The sequence below is a fragment of the Rhizobium chutanense genome, assembly GCF_002531935.1.
Lineage (GTDB): Bacteria > Pseudomonadota > Alphaproteobacteria > Rhizobiales > Rhizobiaceae > Rhizobium > Rhizobium chutanense.
The window spans coordinates 72,272-89,241 of the sequence record NZ_NWSV01000023.1 but is presented as its reverse complement, the minus strand read 5'-3'; the positions used below and the strand labels follow the sequence as shown (position 1 = coordinate 89,241).

The window sequence follows — 16,970 nt, the reverse complement described above, 5'->3', positions numbered from 1 at the left end:
GGCAGTCAGGTGTTGAAGGCAATAACAAGCGGTTTTGCGAAGAGCTTTGCCCATGCGGTGGCAGCGGCGCGCTGAATGGCGACGATCGACGTCCCTTCGGTCCACCATCCGTTTCCGACGGCAACGACGAGATCGGGATGGTGGAGCATGGACTGGAGGATCGGCCAAACGATCAGTTGTTCGTAGCAGATCAGCGGGGCCGCCCGGCTGGCACCAACGGAAACGACCGGGTTTGCGAAGAAATCTGCCCTGGCGCCACCACTTTCTCCGAACCAGGATCGCCACGGCTGCCACATCGAGCCGGGGACCGGCATGCGTTCGCGATAGAGGATGCTGCTTTCGCCCTTCCTATCGATCGCGACGAGGACATTGTCGTAGCCGGCGGCATCGAGCACCGTGGCACCGGCGATGACCGTCCCATCGGTATCGCCGGACGCGCTCATCCAAAGCCGCGCCACGGTCGGTGTCCAGAAACCGAGCGCAGTTTCCGGCAGCACCACAAAGCGTGCGCCATCGCTGGCCGCATTCCGCACCGTTGCGATCAGGTCACGCTGGCGGTGAAGACCGGCGTCCCGACCGAGCGAAGCGCCCAATTCGAGGTCGACACCGAGCCAGCCATTGGGTAGACCCGGCTCGGTCCACGATGCGGCGGACCACAGCCAAAGGCCTGCGAAGGTGATGGCGACAGCTGGCCAAATGCGGGTTACGAGGCCCGCAAGGCCAGCTGTCATGAAGCCAAGGCCCCACCATCCCAATCCCGGGAACAGAGCACCCGCAGCAGTAGCTGGATGAGCCCAGCCCGTGATACCGAATGGCGGGATCGACATGATGATGGCCGCCAGAAGATAGCGAAACGGACGATCTCCGCTGTTCTTCGTCCAGAGGACCGTATGCACGGCAACGAAGCTCAAAGACGCACACAGCCAGAGCAGAAGGCCCGGCCAGATGTCCGACGAATAGAACGCCGCTACGCCTTGCGGCAAACCACGTGATGCGGCCAGGAAATATCCGGCGGAGACAAGTGCCGCCACTAATCTCGTTCGCGAGATCGACCACAGAAGCGGAAACCCCAGCGCGACGGGTAGAAGCAACACGTGGCCGCTCCAGCCCACCACGCCGATTGCGATCGAAACGAATATCAGCAGCGCCGGCCGAAGGTAATCACGGCACATAGGTGAACACCTCCTGCGCCAGCCCGAGAATGCCGGAGATCGGTACCGGGCCAAAATATCGGGAGTCATAGGAGCCGGGGAATGCGGAATGCAGGAAGACATATCCTGGCGGTACGATGCCGCTCGGAAAGGGCGTCAACGGCCGGCCTTTTCCATCTCGTAGTGCGAGACTGGAAGAGGAAACTCCCCACCCATCCACGCTCACGCTGACGCCGATTTCGATATGCTGTCCTGCAACGGCGATCACTGTCTTGATCAACGGTGCGACCCCGCCAGGGCAGGAACCAGAACGGAGATAGCCTCGTGCCCTCGCTGCCCGCATCGCCGCCGTTTCCGGCGGGCAGATGAACACGAGGTCGTCGACTGCTGCCGGTCGATGAAGCGGGATAATGCGCCACAGGCCGAGTGGCTCGCTCGGTGTCAGATTGATGCGGTAGCCGCCGGCGACGGCAGTCACCACCAGCAGGATGGCGGCCACCGCCGCCATCGACAGAACCACAATGGCTCGTCGTTGCTGCGTGATCATCGACCGGCGGGTTGCAGCCCCGGTCATTTCAGCGAGAGCCCTTGGCTCTTGGTTTGCCGCAGAGTCTCGGCCTGCTTGAGCGCTTCCGTCGTTCGTTCATAAGCGGCAAGTTGCTGGACCGTACGCATGGAATTCCAGGCGGACTGGACCTCCGCCTTCTGGCCGGCCGTCATGCCCGATGTGACGGTCTCGAAAGTCTTGCCATCAGTGTCTTTCGCAGCCAAAGGCAGGAAGGTCCGTTCCCCGAAACGTTCGGAAACCGCCTTGGCGAAACCTTCGAGTTCGACCTTCACCATTTTGTCGGCCAGCGCGTATTCGAGGCCAGCCGGAAGATCGTTTCGATCGATCGCATCGCGCACGCGTTCGAGCGTTTGCTTGGCGGCTGGAGAGAGCGCCGGGATGTCGACCGAAACCTTGAGCCGGACCGCGCGCTCCTCCGTCTCATGTTTCAATTCGGCCTCGGCCCGCTCACGAAGGTAACGTTCAAGATTTCGGGCGAGCGCCGGCACGTTGGCGATGGCTTTTTCCCGGTCCTGCCTGTCGGCACGGCTGGCGAGAACACCGGTCTTGCCCTTCAGCGCACCGAAGCTTTCGGGGGCGCCGGCGACCTTCGCGAGGGTGGACTGCGCGACCGACTGGTCCTTCAACATGGTATCGACATTGATCGCCTTGAAGGCAGCTTCCGGCTTTGCGTAGACGAGATGGAAGCGGGTCGAGACGTCCTCCCATTGCGTCTTGAGGCCGGGATCGGCGGCGAGCTTATCCTCGACAGCCTGGTCGAGTGATTTCGGGAAGGTGGTGATGCCTGATACCATGGGCTTGGCCTCCTTGATTGTGTCCGGGATGGAGTGTTTGTTGCTGCCGCGGACCAGTCCGAGTGCCGCACCGATGGCGGCTAGACGGGCGCCGAGGTCGGCGAGTTTCTGTTTTTGCCGAACGGCCCATTGGAGGCGATCGTGTGCGATCGTGCGGGCGACGTTGACAAGATGAAGGCCCCGCGCTTCCGCGAAGCGCAGCGCCTGGCGATAGAACGACGCCTTCTCGTAATCGAGGGTCGTCTCCTTGGCGTTCCGGCGCGACAGGATCGGGATGAGGCCGCCGGACTTCGCGAAGGAGCGACTGCCGTAGTAGACGGCTAGATCCTCACGATGGCGCGTCAAAGCCACATAGGTCAGATGCCGGTCCAAAGATAGGGAAGCAAGCACCTTCACCCGGTCGACAGTCGCGCCCTGGCTCTTGTGGATCGTTGTCGCATAGCCGTGGTCCAGATTGTTGTAGAAGCACTGCTCGACCGTGACCTGCCGGCGGTGCTCGCCTTCACCAACCTCGGCAACAATCCGGCCAGGGGCGGCTTCAAGCACCTTTGCGAGCATGCCGTTCTTGACGCCAAGGCTGCCCTCGTTCTTGAGGAACACGATCTGGTCGCCGGTCGCGAACATGCGCGTTCCGTACTCTGTCTTGAATGCAAATCCGTCTGCGACGACGCCGCGTTCGACCAGCTTGGCGCGCGCCATATCGTTGAGCATTCGGACGTCGCGGCGGAGGTGTGCGAGGATCAGGCTGGTCTTCGAAGGGTCGTAGTCGCGGTCCCACGCTGTGATCAGGCTCTCGACCGCGTCGTCCTTCAGTCTCAAACCAATCATTCGACCATGAGCGGTGTAGGCATCGACAGCCCTGCGGATATTACCACGAGCGAGATCGAGCGAGGCATCGCGCATCCATTGCTGGCGCTGACGATAGATTGTCTCAAGTTCTGCATAGCCGATGCGATCGGCAATGGCGCGGAAGGCGGCACCCGCTTCGATCGGTTGAAGCTGTTCCGGATCGCCGACAGGTACGAGTTTGGCGCCGGCCTTGGTGACTGCTTCGACCAACAGCGCCATCTGCCGTGACGACACCATGCCGGCCTCGTCCAGCACGAACACCGTCTTGTGGTCGAGCTGGTTGCGACCCTGGTTCCAGCGAAGCTCCCACGACGACAGTGTGCGGGAGCCGATGCCCGCTTCCTTCTCCAATCCCTCGGCCGCTTTGCCCGCCAGGGCGCCGCCGACGACACGATAGCCTGCCGCTTCCCATGCCTCGCGCGCAGCCTTCATCATCGTGGTCTTGCCGGCGCCCGCGCGGCCGATGACGGCGGCGATCCGCGTGGCCCCAGCGATATGCTCGATTGCCGTTCGTTGCTCATCCGACAGACGGGAATGGCGCGCAAAGGTCGCCTGCAGCACCGCCTCACGGACGCCATGGGAGGCGCGACCGGAGAGCCAGATCGCGCGATTGGCCATCTCGGCTTCGAGCCGGATCATCTCGCGCGTGGTGTGCTTCGCGGGGGTCCGAATACCTGTCGCAAAGTTGATCCGCTCGCGTTCGAGCCGGAGCGCTTCCGGACTTTGCAGAATGCGGACCATCAGACTTTGGAACAGAGCGACATCGTCGATATAGCGATACAACACCTTCGCAACATCGCGTTCGTCGAACACGCTCTTCTCCCGCGTGATCAGGTCGAGCACGATCTCCGGACGGCGCTGGATGCGGCGGGCGTTCTCGCTGCGGCGCTCCTCCTGAAGCTCGATGCGTTCGAGTTTGGGAGTCGAGGTCTCCGACTTGTGGTCGGATTGCTCGGCCTTGCGCTCGATGGCTTTGGCGCCAACGCCGAGGTGAATGGTTGGCTCGAGGTCGATACCCTGCTTTTCGAAGGAACGGCCATCGATGCGAATATCGAGGCCGGCGAGCGCCAGATGTTTGTTCTGGCAGGCAAACCAGCCGTCGCGGAAAGCGTTGAAATCCTCAGTGCTACCGGCCCACAGCTGATAAACGATTTTGCCGGCATCACTTCGGATTGGCTTACCATCCGGGCCGAGCACCGCGACCTTCTTCGAACCGAAACCGTCTTCGGTCAGCGGGCGCAATGTGGTCATGAGGTGGACGTGAGGATTGCCGGGTGCGTCGTGATAGACCCAGTCCGCGACCATGCCCTGCGCGGTGATGTGCCGCTCCACAAAGTCGCGCATGAGCGCGATGTTCTGCTCGGCCGTCAGCTCGAGCGGCAGGGCAATGGTGACGTCCTTGGCGAGCTGCGCGTCGGATCGCTTCTCGAAGCCCTCCACTTTGTTCCAGAAGGCCTCGGATGCGCCGGCGACCGAGCGATCGGCAATCATGCTGCGCACCCATTCCGGCGCATCGGCAGGGATCACGAACTCCTCATGCAGGAGCCCCTGCTTTCGCGTGTAGTCGATCGTCCGGGCTTCCCGCTCAAACTCCATCTTAGCGCAGTGCCGGTAGGCCGCCGACAGGACGGCGCTGCGGCCGGAGCCACGGGCGACGACGCTGACGGAGAAGTGAGGGACGGCCACGGCGGAGTTCTCTCCCGGTTGCAAACGAAACCAAAGGGTTCGTGGGGAGCGGCGGCCACCAGGCTCTCTCAGTAACACGTCGCGCCAGCGACGTATAATTGCGCCCTTGGAAGCCGCTCCTTCGGAACGGCCGGGATCATTCACCAAAGTATCGCCCTTGGCGATTGTAGGATTCACAGTAGTGCGTTCCGCACTGCCGTCCGGGAAACTGGGTTCGAAAGACAAGCTTTCTCACCCAAGGAGACGATCGGAATGAAGAAGCCATCCTCGAGAATCCGCGACGAAATCGCCAGGCTGCAGGAACAGCTCAAGGTCGCCGAGACAAGGGAAGCCGAACGCATCGGCAGGATCGCACTCAAGGCAGGCCTTGGCGAGATCGAGATCGAAGAGGCGGAGCTTCAGGCAGCGTTTGAGCAGCTGAGCAAGCGATTTCGCGGAGGGCAGGGCGCTACGACCGGAGGGAAGAAGGGCGCTGGCGACAGCAGCGGACAGGCATCGGACGCGTCTGGCGCGGGCGCGGGCAGCGCTGGCGAGGCTTGAGCGCATGGCAAGGACCATGACATCCGATGCCCGCAAGAAGGACACGCGCGAAAAGATCGAGCTCGGCGGCCTGATCGTCAAAGCCGGGCTGCGCTACGAGAAGCGCGCGCTGTTGCTGGGCGCGCTCCTCGATGCCGCCCGCCGGATCAAAAGCGACGAGGGCGAGCGGTCCAGGCTCACGGCGATCGGCGTGGAGGCCTTCGGCAATGACGATCAATAGGATTGCGCTCGTCGTCGTGCCAGGGACGTTGATGATCCTGGTCGTCATCGGAATGACCGGGATCGAGCAGTGGCTTTCAGGCTTCGGAAAGACCGAGGCCGCACGACTGGCATGGGGGCGCACGGGGATCGCCTTGCCCTATGTAACAAGTGCGGCGATTGGAATTCTGTTCCTGTTCGCGAGCGCCGGCTCGATCAACATCAAGCAGGCAGGTTGGGGTGTCCTTGCCGGATGCAGCGAGACGATCCTGATCGCGGCTACCCGCGAAACGATGCGCCTTGCCGATTTCACGGAGACGCTTAACGCCGACAAGTCGGTCTTGGCCTATCTCGATCCAGCAACGGCGATCGGAGCGGGCGTAGCACTCATGTGTGCCTGCTTCGCACTCCGCGTTGTGCTCATCGGCAATGCGGCGTTCGCACGAGCCGAGCCGAAACGCATTCAGGGCAAGCGGGCGCTCCATGGCGAAGCGGATTGGATGAAGCTGACGGAATCGGCGAAGCTGTTTCCCGATACTGGCGGTATCGTCATCGGCGAGCGTTATCGGGTCGACAAGGACAGTGTCGGGAGCCAAGCGTTTCGAGCCGATAGCGCTGAGACGTGGGGCACCGGTGGCAAGTCGCCGTTGCTGTGCTTTGATGGCTCCTTCGGCTCGTCGCACGGGATCGTTTTTGCCGGTTCCGGCGGTTTCAAGACAACGTCGGTAACGATCCCAACGGCGCTCAAATGGGGCGGCACGCTGATCGTGCTCGATCCATCGAACGAGGTCGCACCGATGGTCTCCGCGCATCGCGCCGGAGCGGGGAGGGACGTGTTCGTTCTCGATCCAAGGAAGCCGGACGTCGGCTTCAACGTCCTGGACTGGGTCGGCCGTTTTGGAGGTACGAAGGAGGAGGATATCGCCTCCGTCGCGTCATGGATCATGAGCGACAGCGGCGGCGCGCGCGGAGTCCGAGACGACTTCTTCCGGGCGTCAGCTCTTCAGCTCCTCACGGCGCTCGTCGCCGATGTCTGCCTATCCGGCCACACGGATGAGAAGGAACAGACGCTTCGGCAGGTGCGCATGAATCTCTCGGAGCCGGAACCGACATTGCGCAAGCGGCTGCAAGACATCTACGACAATTCCGGCTCGGATTTCGTTAAGGAGAACGTCGCAGCCTTCGTCAACATGACGCCGGAAACCTTCTCCGGCGTCTATGCCAATGCGGTCAAGGAAACACACTGGCTTTCCTATCCGAACTACGCCGCGCTGGTGTCTGGAAAAAAATTCGCGACCAGCGACATCGCGACGGGAAACACCGACGTCTTCATCAATATCGACCTCAAGACGTTGGAGACCCATTCGGGTCTTGCCCGCGTCGTCATCGGCTCGCTTCTCAACGCGATTTACAATCGCGACGGACAGCTCAATGGGCGCGCGCTGTTTCTCCTCGATGAGGTCGCGCGCCTCGGCTACATGCGGATTCTCGAAACGGCACGCGACGCCGGACGCAAATACGGCATCACACTGACAATGATCTACCAGTCGATCGGCCAGATGCGTGAAACCTATGGCGGTCGCGACGCGGCAAGCAAGTGGTTCGAGAGTGCCAGCTGGATTTCGTTCGCCGCGATCAACGATCCCGAGACCGCGGACTACATCTCGCGCCGCTGTGGCATGACGACGGTCGAGATCGACCAGGTCAGTCGCAGTTTCCAGGCGAAGGGATCATCGCGAACGCGCTCGAAGCAGCTCGCGGCCCGACCGCTGATCCAGCCGCACGAAGTCCTGCGCATGCGCGCGGACGAGCAGATCGTGTTCACAGCCGGCAACGCGCCGCTTAGATGCGGCCGCGCCATCTGGTTTCGGCGCGATGATATGAAAGCCTGCGTCGGCACAAACCGGTTTCATTCGATGGGCGGAGGCGAGAAGAAAGCTTCGAATTCGACGGCTGCGGTAAACCCCGATGAAACCACATCGACTATAACGTCTGCCGGCGAAGAGGGATGAAAAGCTTGGCGCAAAAAACGTCATACCGTTCAGGAAAAGTCGGAAAGTCGCGAACGATCGTCCCGGCTTCAATGCGTCGCGTTCGACGTCACGTCATCACCGTCCCGATCGCGGCAGAGGCTTTCCGACTGCGATTGTCTGGGTCGTGGTGATCGCCGCCGCCGGCTGGCTGTATCTTGATCGCAATGGTTATCTCGGGAGCGCTGTGGCGTTCGTCAAAGCGCCTGCACAAGATGCGCTGTCTGCGTCGTTCGTCCTCTGCGGCGACAGCCATCGGACGAACTGTGTCGTCGATGGCGACACCTTCTGGTTCGAGGGTGAGAAAATCCGCATCGCCGATATCGATACGCCTGAACTGAGCCCGCCCCGCTGCGAGGCTGAACGGCTCAAAGGTGAAGCGGCAAAATCCCGCCTGCTGGTGCTGCTCAACGCCGGAAAATTCTCCCTGGCGGCCGGGTTGCGCGACGAAGACAAGTATGGACGGAAACTTCGAACCGTGTCCCGAGCGGGCAGTTCACTGGGCACAGTTTTGATCGAGGAAGGGCTCGCCCGGTCATGGGATGGTGCGCGCCACGGATGGTGCGGGAGCCTTTGACAGCTATTATATTTTCTCGTGCAGGGAAGAGAGATTGAGGAAAGGCGGGGCTCGACAGTGGATGCCACCAGCCGAGGGGGAATTCACAGCCGCTTCGCGCCGGTTGCGGTCATTGAATCGGGAAACCGAACGGCTATTGTCAGCCCATCAGGAAATGCATATGGGCTGTAAATGTCGTCAGATTACATAGGGTCGCTTCGCGCTAAAATCGGTTCTCAGCTCATCATGCTGCCGGCGGTAGCGGCGGTGATTTCGGATACGGAAGGCAGGCTCCTCCTGCAGCAGAAGGGGGCCGGCCAGGGGTGGAGCCTGCCGGCCGGAGCCATAGAACCGAGTGAAACGCCGGAGCAGGCGATCGCGCGTGAAGTTTTCGAAGAAACCGGGCTCGCCGTTGTCCACACCGAGGTTCTGGCGGTGTTCGGGGGCAGCGAGTTTCGATACACCTATCCGAATGGAGATCAGGTCGAATATCTGGTCGTGCTGTTCAAATGCTTGACGAGCGGAGAACCTGGCGGTTGGACGGACACCGAGACGATAAGCCTGAAATACACGTCCTTCGATGAAATGCCAGAGCTCGCTCTTCCCTATCCGATGGAGCTTCTGTTTCCAGGCTCCCGGTAGTCCGCTCGGAAACAGGCGGAAGGACCAGAGGCGGAAGGCTGCCTCTGGTCTCGACCTCAATCGCCCGGGTCGAAAGGCTCCTTGTCCTCTATGCCGATATGCCATCGTTTGTCGGACCACCGCGAAGGGAGGTAGATCTCATCACCGCCGAAGTGCGCGATGATGATCTTGTCGCCCTCATTGAACAAACCGAAATCGAGCTTGTTGTCGATTGCCCAAAGCAGGGCCGCAGACAGAAACTCGCGCGAGATATCGGCGGGAAGATGCACCTCCGCATCGAAACTGCTGCGCAAGTCTTCAAGCCAGTCCGGCTGTTGATCCGGCAGCTTCTGGTTTTCGCTAACCGGCTGTGTGATGTGATGCTTTGTCATCAGGGTCTCCTTTTCGTTTCTGACGAAAAGTGTCCGCACCGCAGCCCGTGAGGGGTCAGGGACCGCGGAACGCGGCCGCTGTGCGGCGAGCGGAGGAGCCGATTTTCTTTGCACCGCTTGCGGTGCAGGGAAAATTGGAGGGGCCGCGATGTCCTTGACGCCGGAACGGCGGGTGCAAAATGGGTGTCAGAAAGAGATAGAACCGCGTCCTGAAGGGACGCGTCCGCTTGCCATCTCCGATGGCCATGAGACCTTCCGGCTGTCTCCGGAGAACGATTTTTGACAGGGGGCATGCTTCTTGCTGCGAGAGGATCGTGACCCGACTGGGCGGAGACCGCGCGCGGGCTCCGGTCGCAGCGCGACTAGAGCCGCGCGCCCTTGGCGCCTCGCCCGAATCCCACTCTTCACGGAAATGAATCGGTCGCAATTGTTCGATTCACATATGTCGTTGGACGCTCTGGCGGCGATCGGCGACTCTATGGGCATGGTCACGCAACCCTACCAACTCTACATCGAGCGAACTGACGCCGAAAAGAACATGGCTCGCTTCTACGCCATGCAGATTTCCATGTCGCTGTTCGGGGAAACCTGCCTGACGCGACGCTGGGGGAGGATCGGAACCTCGGGGCAGATGAGGGTCCACCATTTCGGGCGGGAGGAAGAGGCCGTCAGACTGTTCCTCGACCTGACACGGCAGAAGAAGGCGCGCGGCTATCGACCGAGAACTATTGCCCAGCGGCCATTCAGCTGACCAACGATCACGCCTCAGCCTGAACGAAGAAAAGGGCCGCCGAGGGCGGCCATGGCGCGTCATTCGCGCCGGTTCCAGTCGGTCTCGAACGAAACCTCGATCTCGACAAAGAACGGGATCTTGATTGCGACCTTCAGCCCGAGCTTTCCCTTGCGGAAGAAGTGACAGATCACCTTGCCGAGATTGCCGAGCCGGCGGCCCGTGGCTGCGAGGAATTTGGCGAGTTGTTGCATGGTATGTTCTCCGTTCGAATTGCTGGTATCGCGGGGATCGACTGCAGACCTGGAAGGAGGGCCGCACCGGAACGGTCGAAGCGAAAGCGGAGAACCTGGAGCCGCCTGAATTTTGATTGGGCGAGGAGCCGCATGCGGCGGGGAAAATTCTGGCGGCGCAAGGTTGTGGCATGACGCAAGGGCTGCAACATCCCCTGATAGAGATGACAGCTGTGTCGAAAGGAGAGATGCGACGACGCGCTGCTCCTCGGGCGGGAGCGCTGGAATCGGGGAAGGTGATTGGCGAACGAAGCTCGACCTTGAAACGAGGAGAGAAGCCGCCTCAGAAGGGCGGTTCGGCCTCGGCGGCGCCGACCTGCTCGGCCAGTTGCACGGCGAGCTCGGCCCGTGCAAGTTCGAGCTCTCCCTCGATCTGGCGGCGCTCGGCCGCGTCGCATGCGTTGTTCAACTCAGCGCGCAGTTCTTCGATGTGCTGTTCGATCGTCATGGTCTCATCTCCTTGAGTTCGTGAAAGACGAGCTCGCGGGGCGGGACGGGATGGCGGGGTCAGGGATCGCGAATGCGACCGCCGGAGGTGGCGGGTGGGGGAGCCGATTTCGTGTTGGCGCCACAGGCGGCGGCGCGAAATTGGGGGAACCCCCGTCCTTGATGCCGCCGGCCCGGCCCGGCACTATCGGGAAATCTGAGCGGCTATCTCCGTTTCCGTATGGCACCGAAAAAGCCGGAACTTGGCTCGATGCCTGGTTCCGGCTTCTCACTTTGGCGGGAGAGGCTCCGCCCGGTGGGCGGAGCCTCGAACTCAGTCGCGATTAGGCCGTGACCAGATGAGTTGGAGGCCGTCTTCGCCCTCGACTTCGGCCAGCGTCGCGTAGATCGGAGCGGGGAAGCTCGGGTCGTCGAGCTTGACCGAGAGGTAGTCGCGGCCCTGCTCGGAGGTCTTCTGCCAGGCAGCACCCAGCTCGACATTGCCGGCGTAGATGCGGAAGTGGGGGCCTTTGTCGGAGGGGTTTTCGACGCGGGCGATCCGGGCCTTGACGTTGAGGGCGAGAGTGCGGATCGAGCCGGAGAAGCCGTTTTCGGTGGAGGTGAAGACGCCGATGGTAGCCATTGTCCAAGTTCCTTTTGCTGTTTCGGGCCGCTCCATTGCGGCCTCGATGGCTGTCGGAAGGACCGGGGACGATCGGACCGCACCCAAGGGGCCGGAATGAAATGGAGGGCGGCCGGGAGGAACTTTGTTGCTGCGCGAGGAATGGCGGCACAGCCGCCAGGGGAAGAAAGTTCTGGACAACCGTTGCGGGAGGACGATCGAGGCGAAGCCGCTCTCCGGTCAGACATGCCTCATCGAGCCCGCGAATGGAGCGCCGCTATTAACCGGCAAAGGACGTGACAATGGCAGTCGCGCAGCTGGGCCATAGCTCCGATCCCGGCGCATCGGCGGACCATTTACTCCGGCTTCAGCTCAAGCCGTACCAGGTCCCACGACCCGCTCCATGAAGGGTCAGATGCCCCTCATCGGTCAACGCCCGAAGATGATCCTTAACGGTGTTGCGGCTTGCGCCTGTGGCCTTGGCCGCATCCATCACCGTAACGCGCCCGCGCTCACGCGCCAGTTCGAGGATCGCAACCGACAGCTCCGGCAGATCGCCCAGGAGGATGCGTTCACGCTCGATCTTGCGCTCGAGCCGCTGCTTCTGGCGCTGCAGGCTCCGGAGGAAAAACTCGACCCATGGATTCCAGTCCTGCTGGTCTGTCCGGATCGTGCCCTGCGTTCGACGAAGGGCGAGGTAATAGGCTTCCTTGTTCTGCTCGACAACGCTTTCCAGAGAGCTGTAGGGCACGTAGGTATAGCCGGCCCGAAGGAGCAGCAAAGTGGTCAAGGCTCGCGACAGGCGGCCATTGCCGTCCTGGAAAGGATGGATTTCCAGAAAGACCACAACGAAAACAGCGACGATGAGCAGCGGGTGGAAGGTGCCATCCTTCTCCTGGGCCCGTTGCCAGGACACCAGCTCCGACATCCGGCCCGGCGTATCGAAGGGGGATGCCGTCGCGAAGACGACGCCCAGGCTTCGCCCATCCTCGTCGAAGGCTTCGACGTTGTTGGCAAGGGTTTTCCAGTTTCCCCTGTGTCGCTCGTCCTTCGTCGAGTGAGCGAGCAGATCCCGATGGAGCTGGCGGATGTGATTTTCGTCAAGCGGGATGGCGTCGAAGGCGGAGAAGATCGTTTCCATCACCTCGGCATAGCCTCCGACCTCCTGTTCGTCTCGGCTGGTGAACGAGCCGATACGGAGGTTCGAGAGCAGCCTCTCGACTTCGCGGTCGCTTAGTTTTGCGCCCTCGATACGGGTCGACGATCCGATGCTTTCGATCGTCGCGACACGCCGCAGGCTGGAGAGCCGGTCTGGCGCGATACGACCGAGCGCTCGCCACGCACCTTTGAATTCGTCGATCTCGGCGATCAACGACAGGATCTCAGGCGTGATACGCAATGTCGCGAGATCAAGGGCCGTCATCCATTATCCCATCCGTTTCCATCCGAATGGGATATGGCACAACGGGCTCCATTTTTCCATCCATTTTCATCCAATAAGGAAGAATGGACGGAAAAAGTTGGAGCGGGAGAGGCCCCGCCCGGTGGGCGGAGCCTCGAGGATCTCAGTCGCGGTTGGGGCGCGACCAGATCAGCTGCAGGCCGTCTTCACCCTCGACTTCGGCCAGCGTCGCGTAGATCGGAGCGGGGAAGCTCGGGTCGTCGAGCTTGACCGAGAGGTAGTCGCGGCCCTGCTCGGAGGTCTTCTGCCAGGCGGCGCCGAGCTCGACATTGCCGGCGTAGATGCGGAAGTGCGGACCCTTGTCGGAGGGGTTTTCGACGCGGGCGATGCGGGCCTTGACGTTGAGGGCGAGGGTGCGGATCGAGCCGGAGAAGCCGTTTTCGGTGGAGGTGAAGGTGCCGATGGTAGCCATTGTCCAAGTTCCTTTTGCTGTTTCGGGCCGCGCCATTGCGGCCTCGATGGCTGTCGCAAGGACCGGGGACGATCGGACCGCACCCAAGGGGCCGGAATGAAATGGAGGGCGGCCGGAGGAACTTTGTTGCCGCGCAAGGAATGGCGGCGGAGCCGACAGGGGAAGAAAGTTTCCGATGGCCGTTGCGGGAGGACGATCGAGGCGAAGCCGTTCTCCGGTCAGACATGCCTCATCGAGCCCGCAAATGGAGCGCCGCTAACGTCAGGCGAAGGCACGTGGCAATGGTTCCCGTCGAGGGCCAGCGGCAATTGTCGAAAACGGTGCGGCGGCAATCCATATCGGCAAACGTCCAGGGACCCCCGCCGACTGCATCAATGCTATCCGGAAATGGAAGCCGGAAATCCGTAGCTATTGTCGGAAAGCTCGGAGCTCACGGCCATATCGAGAGAATTGTCTGCACGGCGAAAGACCTCGTAAGTGATCCTGTCGATGACTTCGTTGCCTTCTCCGAAGACCAGAACGCGTGGCCTGAGCTTGATGATGTCATCGACTTCGCAAAAGACGCTGGATGCGATGATAATCTCGTCACCTTGCTGGCAGGTGCGGGCGGCGGCGCCATTGAGAATGCAGCATTTGGAACCGGGATCGCCGTAAAGCACGTAGGTGCTGATCCGCGCGCCGGACATCTTGTTCCAGATCTCTACATACTCGAGCGGTTTCAGCCCGACCTCCCGGCAGAAGTCGGCATCAATCGTGATCGAGCCATGGTAGTTCAGCTTTGCGTCGGTCACCCGAATGCCATGCAGCTTCGCACCCACATACTTTTCCACGGCCTGCCCTCTCCAGTAGATATATTGCATCCCCACCTATATTTGTGCGACGCAGCATTCCGCAAGAACCTATGTGGCGAACTGCTCTTCCAACAAACAACCTGCACAGGGCTATGTCGCCAACAGCGCCGGACGTCATGCTTCCGAAACCATTGGTATAAGACTACAGCGAGTTGCGTTCGATCGTGCGCACGATATCGTTCAGGCACGATTCGTCGTTCAGGAGAATTCATGCGCCAGCAGGCTAAGCCGTTCATCGTCGAAAAGAAGATTTCCCGCAAACCCAAGTCCGATGTCAAAAAGCCATCGATCTGGGGCAAGTTGGACCTCGGACAGAATGAGGATCGGCAAACCGAACGAGAGTTAATGAAGCAGACGGCCGTCAACGTTGACGACCGCCCCTGATTCAAAACTGCCCTATGCCGCCACCTTATCGCTACCGTCCTCAGATGGCTGCAGCCCGTGAAGATAGCTGACGGCGCGCTGCGCATGCGCCGCCGCCTGGAAGATGGCCCGTCTGTCATTCGAAAGGACGGTGAGCCAGGACTGAAGGTACGAGGCGTGATCGGGCCTTGGCTCCAGTTCGGGGACGATGCCGAGGTCAGCGCAAAGGAAGCAGCTGCCAAGTTCGGCAATCAACTCTTCGCGGGCGCGCGCGCTCTTATCCTTCGAATATCGGCTGAGATCGCGGCCGACTCGTCGAGGATTTGCCGTCCAGTGGGTTACCTCATGACTCTTCGTCGCCACGTAGGAAGCCGCGTCGCGGAAGATCTCCAAATGCGGCATCTGGATGTGGTCGGTCACCGGGGAGTAATAGGCCTGCGATCCGCCGTGCCGGACGACTGCCCCGGTGTTACGGAAGAAGCGATCGGCAATCTCGATCCGCTCAAGCGGATCGAGGTCCGGTGCCGGGCGATGATGGTAATGGTCCGGCAGACCGTCGATCTGGTCAACGTTGAAAACGGAATACGCCTTCAGGAAGGGAATCTCTCGGTCGACATCGTTGCCGTTGCGGTCGGTCTCCGACTTGGTGAAGCGGCTGGCGAACACGACGGTCGAGCCGGTTTCGCCCTTGCGAACCGCAGCGCCGAGTTCCAGCGCCTGCTTGAAGGTCATCCACATTGGTGAGGTAAAACCTCTCGCCATCCCCTCGGACCACAGGAGGAGAACGTTCATGCCCGAATAGGGCTGGCCGTTGTGGCGCAGCGGCCGCGTTATCCGACCCTCGGTGTGTGCGGCGTTCCACGGCTGCATCCACGGGCGAACTCCTTTCTCCAGATCCTCGATAATCTTGTCGGTGATCCGCGTGTAGATGTCGGCGCGTGGGCCTTCGTCCTTCCTGCTCATTTCAAACCTCCATTTCAAGGAGGTCGCGCCGATCGCGACCCCGTCACGGCGGTCCAAAGGCGGAGCGGAAAGGCGTGAGGGCACCGGAAGGCCGGAACGGACGTGGAGGACGGCGAAGCCGTTGCCCGAGCGCCTCGCTCCACCAGGGCCAAAGCCGGACGGGGTTGCGACGTGCCGCTCGGCGTCATCCTTCGTCAGATTCAAGAGGTAGTGTCGAGGTCGCTCAAGCTGAACTCGTCCGCGGTGGCGAGGATCGGCACGCTTGCCCTCGCCATGGAAAAGGCGGAGCCGAAGCCCCGCCGGAGAAGCACTTAGTCGAAGGCCGATATCTGTGCTTCGGCCGCCTTGCGATCGAGAGAGTGACCTGGGTTTTCGACGGGCCGATCGAAGGGCTTCCAGGTCTCGCCAACGATGTGCTTGTATGCTGCAACGGCGCCCTCGGCCGCCATCCGAAGGGCATGCGCCTGCACGCCCATGTCGGCGGCGAACTCGCGTCTGCGCTGGGCTGCACTGTCGTAGCCGACTGGGCCGTCGAGGTCCTCGTCACGGGCATCGTTGGCGGCCTTGGCCGTCGCATCCCGCGCCTCGGTGACGGCGCGGCTGTAGAACTGGCCCGCGCCGTGGGCGGAGCCGACGAAAGCGCCGACGATCCGCTGCAGATGGATCTGCATGGCCTTTTCGCCGAGGCCATCGCTCAGAGCATCGGCCGTCTCGGAGATGAGGCGCTCATGGAGATCGCGGATTCCGTCGCTGTCGACGATCGCGGTTCCGAAGCTCTCGGCGATCTTCAGCGCCTGGGCACTGTCGGGGCACGTGAGTCGGACCATTTCGAGGGTTGCGCCCTTGCGCAGCGCGACGACGCGGGCGGACTGACGAGGGGAGGTAGGGGGCTTTGCCATGATTTCTTCCTTTCCAACCTCGAAGCGGCTCCGGCCCCGTGCCGGCTTGCCCTTCGGTGCGGTCGCCCCGAACCGGCGGAAGACGGGAATTTCAAGGTCCGGAGGCGACAGGCAGAGCGGAGCCGGGTTGCGGGCTAGCGGGGCATCCTGCCCTGCGACGCCCGCGAGCCTGCTCCGTGAAGGACGGCGGTTTCCGGCCGCCCCGCGGCGCGGAACGCGGCCTTGAAACGACCGGCCGCTGGTTCAGACCGCAGCAAAACCGAAGGGCAAACCGGCACGGGTCCGGTCCAACCAGGTGTTGAAAGGAGGATGGCTGGCGGGGACGCTACATGTCCTCACCTCCCGAACTCGCCTTAGGCTCAACTGGCGCAATGACGGTCTCGGCCGAAGGTTTCGACTTAGCCAGCCGATAAGATTGCAGCCATGTCGGACCGTGCGTGTTTCGAAGACCGCGGAGTGTCCCGCCATCGTCATAGGGCGCGCCACCCATCCAGACGTTGTTCAGGATGCTTTTCCAGCGACGCCCGTGTCTCGCGGCATAGGCCTGGAGCGCTGTCTCCTGTT

General features: G+C 61.7%; 19 protein-coding genes. 7 read left to right on the top strand and 12 right to left on the bottom strand.

Annotation, left to right across the window (positions count from 1 at the left end; all coding sequences use genetic code 11):
- Nucleotides 1-5 precede the first annotated feature (5 nt).
- From CO666_RS25590 to traA, 3 genes are read right to left on the bottom strand one after another with little or no spacing between them, the layout of a single operon-like run.
- On the bottom strand, nucleotides 6-1,172 hold the full coding sequence (locus CO666_RS25590) for a conjugal transfer protein TraB (RefSeq protein ID WP_097614849.1): 1,167 nt from the start codon (nucleotides 1,170-1,172) through the stop codon (nucleotides 6-8).
- The gene (gene traF / locus CO666_RS25585; RefSeq protein WP_097614848.1) at nucleotides 1,162-1,725 is read right to left on the bottom strand and encodes a conjugative transfer signal peptidase TraF; all 564 of its coding nucleotides are present in this window, start codon (nucleotides 1,723-1,725) and stop codon (nucleotides 1,162-1,164) included. The genes CO666_RS25590 and traF overlap by 11 nt, the downstream gene beginning before the upstream one ends.
- Complete coding sequence (traA, locus tag CO666_RS25580; protein ID WP_097614847.1) at nucleotides 1,722-5,048, bottom strand: Ti-type conjugative transfer relaxase TraA; 3,327 nt, start codon at nucleotides 5,046-5,048, stop codon at nucleotides 1,722-1,724. Before traA ends, traF begins: the two co-directional genes overlap by 4 nt.
- Nucleotides 5,049-5,300: 252 nt before the next feature.
- On the opposite strand from traA, the gene traC reads away from it, so the two are divergent.
- The 5 genes from traC to CO666_RS25555 all read left to right on the top strand — a co-directional run bounded on the left by traC (nucleotide 5,301) and on the right by CO666_RS25555 (nucleotide 9,014).
- Nucleotides 5,301-5,588 carry a conjugal transfer protein TraC gene (gene traC, locus CO666_RS25575; protein WP_097614846.1) on the top strand — a complete coding sequence of 96 codons (288 nt, stop codon included), beginning with the start codon at nucleotides 5,301-5,303 and terminating at the stop codon, nucleotides 5,586-5,588.
- A gap of 4 nt (nucleotides 5,589-5,592) precedes the next feature.
- Nucleotides 5,593-5,808, top strand: a complete 216-nt coding sequence (gene traD / locus CO666_RS25570; protein WP_097614845.1) for a type IV conjugative transfer system coupling protein TraD — start codon at nucleotides 5,593-5,595, stop codon at nucleotides 5,806-5,808.
- Nucleotides 5,795-7,798, top strand: a complete 2,004-nt coding sequence (gene traG, locus CO666_RS25565; RefSeq protein ID WP_245436862.1) for a Ti-type conjugative transfer system protein TraG — start codon at nucleotides 5,795-5,797, stop codon at nucleotides 7,796-7,798. The genes traD and traG overlap by 14 nt, the downstream gene beginning before the upstream one ends.
- A gap of 145 nt (nucleotides 7,799-7,943) precedes the next feature.
- Nucleotides 7,944-8,393, top strand: coding sequence for a thermonuclease family protein (locus CO666_RS25560; protein WP_097614844.1), 450 nt, complete (start codon nucleotides 7,944-7,946; stop codon nucleotides 8,391-8,393).
- 225 nt (nucleotides 8,394-8,618) lie between these two features.
- Nucleotides 8,619-9,014 (top strand): NUDIX domain-containing protein, encoded by a 396-nt coding sequence (locus tag CO666_RS25555; RefSeq protein ID WP_245436861.1) that lies wholly within the window; start codon nucleotides 8,619-8,621, stop codon nucleotides 9,012-9,014.
- A gap of 56 nt (nucleotides 9,015-9,070) precedes the next feature.
- Here CO666_RS25555 and CO666_RS25550 read toward each other — a convergent pair whose 3' ends face one another.
- Nucleotides 9,071-9,385, bottom strand: a complete 315-nt coding sequence (locus CO666_RS25550; protein ID WP_097614842.1) for a hypothetical protein — start codon at nucleotides 9,383-9,385, stop codon at nucleotides 9,071-9,073.
- Between the two features lie 448 nt (nucleotides 9,386-9,833).
- Here CO666_RS25550 and CO666_RS25545 point away from each other — a divergent pair, with 448 nt between their 5' ends.
- Nucleotides 9,834-10,136: a WGR domain-containing protein gene (locus tag CO666_RS25545; protein WP_097614864.1), complete on the top strand. Its 303-nt coding sequence runs from the start codon at nucleotides 9,834-9,836 to the stop codon at nucleotides 10,134-10,136.
- Between the two features lie 59 nt (nucleotides 10,137-10,195).
- On the opposite strand, the gene CO666_RS34290 is transcribed toward CO666_RS25545, so the two are convergent.
- The 6 genes from CO666_RS34290 to panD all read right to left on the bottom strand — a co-directional run bounded on the left by CO666_RS34290 (nucleotide 10,196) and on the right by panD (nucleotide 14,160).
- Nucleotides 10,196-10,369, bottom strand: coding sequence for a hypothetical protein (locus CO666_RS34290; protein WP_179869763.1), 174 nt, complete (start codon nucleotides 10,367-10,369; stop codon nucleotides 10,196-10,198).
- A 322-nt stretch (nucleotides 10,370-10,691) separates the two neighbouring features.
- Complete coding sequence (locus CO666_RS34285; protein ID WP_179869762.1) at nucleotides 10,692-10,856, bottom strand: hypothetical protein; 165 nt, start codon at nucleotides 10,854-10,856, stop codon at nucleotides 10,692-10,694.
- 312 nt (nucleotides 10,857-11,168) lie between these two features.
- Complete coding sequence (locus tag CO666_RS25540) at nucleotides 11,169-11,477, bottom strand: DUF736 domain-containing protein (RefSeq protein WP_097614841.1); 309 nt, start codon at nucleotides 11,475-11,477, stop codon at nucleotides 11,169-11,171.
- Nucleotides 11,478-11,823: 346 nt separating this feature from the next.
- Nucleotides 11,824-12,879 carry a Fic family protein gene (locus tag CO666_RS25530; RefSeq protein WP_097614840.1) on the bottom strand — a complete coding sequence of 352 codons (1,056 nt, stop codon included), beginning with the start codon at nucleotides 12,877-12,879 and terminating at the stop codon, nucleotides 11,824-11,826.
- A 142-nt stretch (nucleotides 12,880-13,021) separates the two neighbouring features.
- Entirely contained in the window at nucleotides 13,022-13,330 is a 309-nt protein-coding gene (locus tag CO666_RS25525) for a DUF736 domain-containing protein (RefSeq protein WP_015084482.1), read from the bottom strand.
- 377 nt (nucleotides 13,331-13,707) lie between these two features.
- Nucleotides 13,708-14,160: an aspartate 1-decarboxylase gene (panD, locus tag CO666_RS25515; RefSeq protein WP_245436860.1), complete on the bottom strand. Its 453-nt coding sequence runs from the start codon at nucleotides 14,158-14,160 to the stop codon at nucleotides 13,708-13,710.
- Between the two features lie 231 nt (nucleotides 14,161-14,391).
- On the opposite strand from panD, the gene CO666_RS34280 reads away from it, so the two are divergent.
- Complete coding sequence (locus CO666_RS34280) at nucleotides 14,392-14,565, top strand: hypothetical protein (protein WP_179869761.1); 174 nt, start codon at nucleotides 14,392-14,394, stop codon at nucleotides 14,563-14,565.
- Between the two features lie 12 nt (nucleotides 14,566-14,577).
- On the opposite strand, the gene CO666_RS25510 is transcribed toward CO666_RS34280, so the two are convergent.
- A complete protein-coding gene (locus CO666_RS25510; RefSeq protein WP_097614838.1) occupies nucleotides 14,578-15,507 on the bottom strand; it encodes an ArdC family protein in 930 nt (309 codons plus the stop codon).
- Between the two features lie 311 nt (nucleotides 15,508-15,818).
- Nucleotides 15,819-16,406, bottom strand: coding sequence for a hypothetical protein (locus CO666_RS25500; protein ID WP_097614836.1), 588 nt, complete (start codon nucleotides 16,404-16,406; stop codon nucleotides 15,819-15,821).
- Between the last annotated feature and the right edge of the window lie 564 nt (nucleotides 16,407-16,970).